The sequence below is a fragment of the Saccharicrinis sp. GN24d3 genome (assembly GCF_052400645.1).
In the GTDB taxonomy this organism is placed as follows: domain Bacteria; phylum Bacteroidota; class Bacteroidia; order Bacteroidales; family Marinilabiliaceae; genus Saccharicrinis.
The window spans coordinates 1-3,895 of record NZ_JBQTGI010000050.1 but is presented as its reverse complement, the minus strand read 5'-3'; the positions used below and the strand labels follow the sequence as shown (position 1 = coordinate 3,895).

At 39.6% G+C, this 3,895-nt stretch carries 2 protein-coding genes and 1 pseudogene; 2 read left to right on the top strand and 1 reads right to left on the bottom strand.

Annotated features, from left to right (window positions below; all coding sequences use genetic code 11):
* Window positions 1-208: pseudogene (locus ACT29I_RS25130) on the bottom strand (transposase); the annotation flags it as partial.
* Between the two features lie 253 nt (window positions 209-461).
* Here ACT29I_RS25130 and ACT29I_RS25125 point away from each other — a divergent pair.
* Window positions 462-2,291 (top strand): sulfatase-like hydrolase/transferase, encoded by a 1,830-nt coding sequence (locus tag ACT29I_RS25125; protein WP_444794783.1) that lies wholly within the window; start codon window positions 462-464, stop codon window positions 2,289-2,291.
* A gap of 683 nt (window positions 2,292-2,974) precedes the next feature.
* Window positions 2,975-3,310, top strand: a complete 336-nt coding sequence (locus ACT29I_RS25120; RefSeq protein WP_430935667.1) for a cupin domain-containing protein — start codon at window positions 2,975-2,977, stop codon at window positions 3,308-3,310.
* Window positions 3,311-3,895: the final 585 nt, after the last annotated feature.

Genomic DNA, 3,895 nt, shown 5'->3' with positions numbered 1-3,895 from the left:
ATCGCGCATCATACGCCACATTATATTTTTTCAGAAAAGCGCTGTATTCGTCCTTAAACGATTTGTTTTTGTGATGTTCATTTTGGTTTATGATATAGTTACGGACAACGTCAATTTGTGACGGGTTTACAGAAAAAGCACCATAACCTTTTTGCCAATAAAAACTCTTGTAATGGCGCCCTTTTCCTTTTACCCATCCCGAAGAATGGCTTTTGACGTCACGCCTTTGGCGCTAAGTTTGTAAAAAACAGCCTAGCCCGACGGCTATGGTTCCCGGCCGGGAATGACGATGCTATAATGAATAAGTATTCGAATGAAATGAAGATAAGACTCCTTTCTTTGTCCGGGTGGTATAATGTGGATGCAAAGATTAGATCTATTATGGAAAATTTTAATTACTATTGTCAGTAGGTAAATATTATTAATGGTTTATAATCAAGCGATCACAACAATATTTTATTATGAATAAACACTGCCTATTACTGACTTTTATTTTTTTAATACCTCTATGGATAGGTGCTCAACAAACAGAAAAGCCCAACATCCTCTGGCTAACATCAGAAGACAATAGTGCCGATTGGCTGGGTTGTTACGGCAACCCCTATTCAAAAACACCAAATATCGATAGACTGGCACAAGATGGATTTCAATATATGAATGCTTTTGCCAATGCTCCTGTTTGCGCACCTTCGCGCAGTACTTGGATTACGGGAATTATGGCAGTTTCTATGGGAACACAGCATATGCGCAGCTATTATCCCATTCCTCATCATAAGATAAAGTACTACCCTGATTATTTAAGGGCAGAAGGTTATCACTGTGCCAACTACAAAAAAAAGGATTACAATATTGGAGGAAGGAAAAACGCTAGTTGGGATAATGATAGCATCTTAAATTGGGAGTCGCTAAAGAATAGTCAGCCATTTTTTCAGGTCATAAATATGGGAGAATCCCATGAAAGCAGGGCTTTTGGTGATGTATATAACACCCAACACGATCCTAAAAAAACAAGGCTCCGCAAATACCACCCTGATGTGCCCGGTATGCGCGAAAATTATGCCCACTACCATGATGCCATACATAAGATGGATGCTAAGGTCGGTAATATGTTAGCCAAGCTTGAGGAGATGGGGATGACAGAAAATACCATAGTTGTATATGTATCTGACCATGGGGGAGTATTGCCCCGAAGCAAACGTTTTTTATTTGCGAATAGTCTGCATTGTCCGCTTGTGGTTCGTATTCCAAAGCAATTTAAGGAGCTATGGCCGGCGAACAAACCAGGAACTAAAATAGATCGATTGGTAAGTTTTGTGGATATGCCCAAAACATGGGTGAGCCTGGCAGGAGGAACACCGCCGGAGTATATGCAGGGTAAAGTTTTCCTGGGACCCCAAGCAGAGCCGGAAGCACCATTTCATATGGCTTTCAGGGGACGCATGGACGAAAGGGTGGATAACGCAAGGGCACTTTGTGATGATAGATATCTTTATATCCGAAACTATATGCCTTATGTGCCCTGGATGCAACACCTGGACTACTTATGGACCATGGAAGCAACCAAAGCCTGGGAAAAAGCGATTGGTGACGGCAAGGCCAGTGAAATCCAAGCTCGTTTTTTCTCCCCTAAAGTATGGACGGAAGAGCTTTACGATATGCAAAAAGACCCGGATTGCACAGCTAATTTGATAGACAACCCTGAGGTGGAAAATATGGCCGTTAAGATGCGTAAACACCTGCGTAAAAAACAAATGGAAATATATGATGCCGGATTGCTGCCCGAATCGGAGATGGTTCGCCTGGCCAATGAAAACAATACTACGATTTACGAGATGGTTCGTAATCCGGGATTATATCATGTTGAAGCAATACTGGATGCAGCCGACCTGGCGCTGGAAAAAGACAGGGCTAATCTTCCTGAACTTCGCAAATTATTGGAAAACCCGAATCTTGGACTGAGATATTGGGGTATGATTGGCTGCTTTTTGCTGGATGACCAACCAGCAGGATTAAAAATGATTAACGATGAATCGCACGAAGTAAGGGCAATGGCCGCCTGGACATTAATTAAAACGGGTAAAAAGGAAAAAGGGATTCAATGTATAACTGATATGATTAACGAGCGTTCATACGCCATGCTTACCTTAATGAATATGGTAGAATGGATAGGCGAGGACGGCAAAGCCTTAATGCCGGCTGTTAAAGCTATAAACCTGACCGAGAAATACGCAAAACAATACAAATACCCTATCCGCATGAGAAACCATTTGTATACGTTGTTTGGGGAATGATTTAAGTAGACAGTGACCAGTAATCGGTGATCAGTATTCAGTTTGTGAACAGAAACCTGACAACGTATTGAAGCTTCCTAAAACACAGCGTAGTGCCACGGTAAACACATTTAAAAAGAATATCAATGATCCTCATGAAAACAAGAACCTTGTGATGTTCCCGAAATATGAGTCAGTTGTAAACGAACTACACCAAAAATTACACGAAACGTTTTTCGGAAACAATCATGAGTAAACTACTGCTTCCAATACCTCGAAAAAGTAAAAGATAGCTATTGTAATTAGTGATTCTTAGAAAACTCGTATTTTTTTATAACCACTAATTAGTGCCAGCAAGAGAAGTCCACTTTTTTCGCTTCACATACCCGCTGACTCCCTAAAGGGAGAACCGCCAACCCGCACAGTACAAGAAGCTTCCCCTTTAGGGGTTAGGGGTAAGCATTTATGGTTTTTATTAATTTGGAGACTTTTCATTCAGAGACTAATTAGGCTAAGATTTATTGCACTCAGATGACTGAAATGTAATTTTTTTCAAGTTTAGATAAGTTGGGAGTAAAATTGTTGACAGGCAGTTGATAATTAAATCGGAAAGCTGTAAATTATACATGTATATACATACTAACCTGATATCATGTATTTGTAATATTTAACGGATGGTTTAATTATAATTGGAGGAACTTACAATGGAAGAACAAAAATTAGAAGTAATTAAAGGTTTATTCGAAGACCGAGACTGGCAAGAAATAGAAGGCTATGCCGAAGGTACAAAAGCAAAAATGTTACGGGATGATGGATATGCAAAAACCATGTTACTTAAGTTGCCCAAAGGATTCCGTGCCGATCGTCATACGCATTCTACTGTAGAGCAATTCATTGTACTAAAAGGAGAATATGCCAGTGATGATGCAGCATATCCTGAAGGATCGTATGTAATGTTTGACGCAAATGAAGAGCACGGACCTTTTGAGGCGAAGGAGGAAACTTTAATCCTTGTTATTAGGGACTCTAAAACTTATTAACCTGAGTTCGTCATAAAATTTTAATCGAACTCAGGTTATTAGAAATAACAACCCCAAAAACCTCAAAGATTTTCAAAATTAACAGGATGTCTCGAATGTTAACTCGAAAATCATAAGTAAAGTCATCATAGGTCTTGCTTTGATTATTGGAAATTGGTAACACCTGGCGATGCCAGTTACGAAATGTATGTAAATTCAGGCAAAACCTTCAGCTAAGTGCTGGAAATCTCCAGCTAAGTGCTGGAAATAACCGGCTAAGTTCTCGAAACATTCAGCTAAGTAGTTGAAACCACCTTCTAAGTGCACAAAACATCCGGCTAAGTGTTCGTAAGGCTGGCTAAGTGCCCGAAATGACTTTCGAAGTGTTCGAAATGACTTTCAATGTATTCGGAATCATTGGCTAAGTGGCAGAAACAATATTCTAAGAATAAAAAACAACCGTTTAACTGTACGAAATGAGTTTCTAAGTTAAACGGTTGTTTTTTGATGGTTAAAAAAGACTTGATACGTTACTACTCAGCAAGCAAAAACGAAATATAAGTAACATGGTTTCCTTGCTGTATTTGTTTCTGAGTTGCAAAGCGT

Excerpts from the sequence above, each read along its gene's own strand:
- ACT29I_RS25125 (WP_444794783.1), top strand. The coding sequence starts at position 462 with ATGAATAAACACTGCCTATTACTGACTTTTATTTTTTTAATACCTCTA.
- ACT29I_RS25120 (WP_430935667.1), top strand. The coding sequence starts at position 2,975 with ATGGAAGAACAAAAATTAGAAGTAATTAAAGGTTTATTCGAAGACCGA.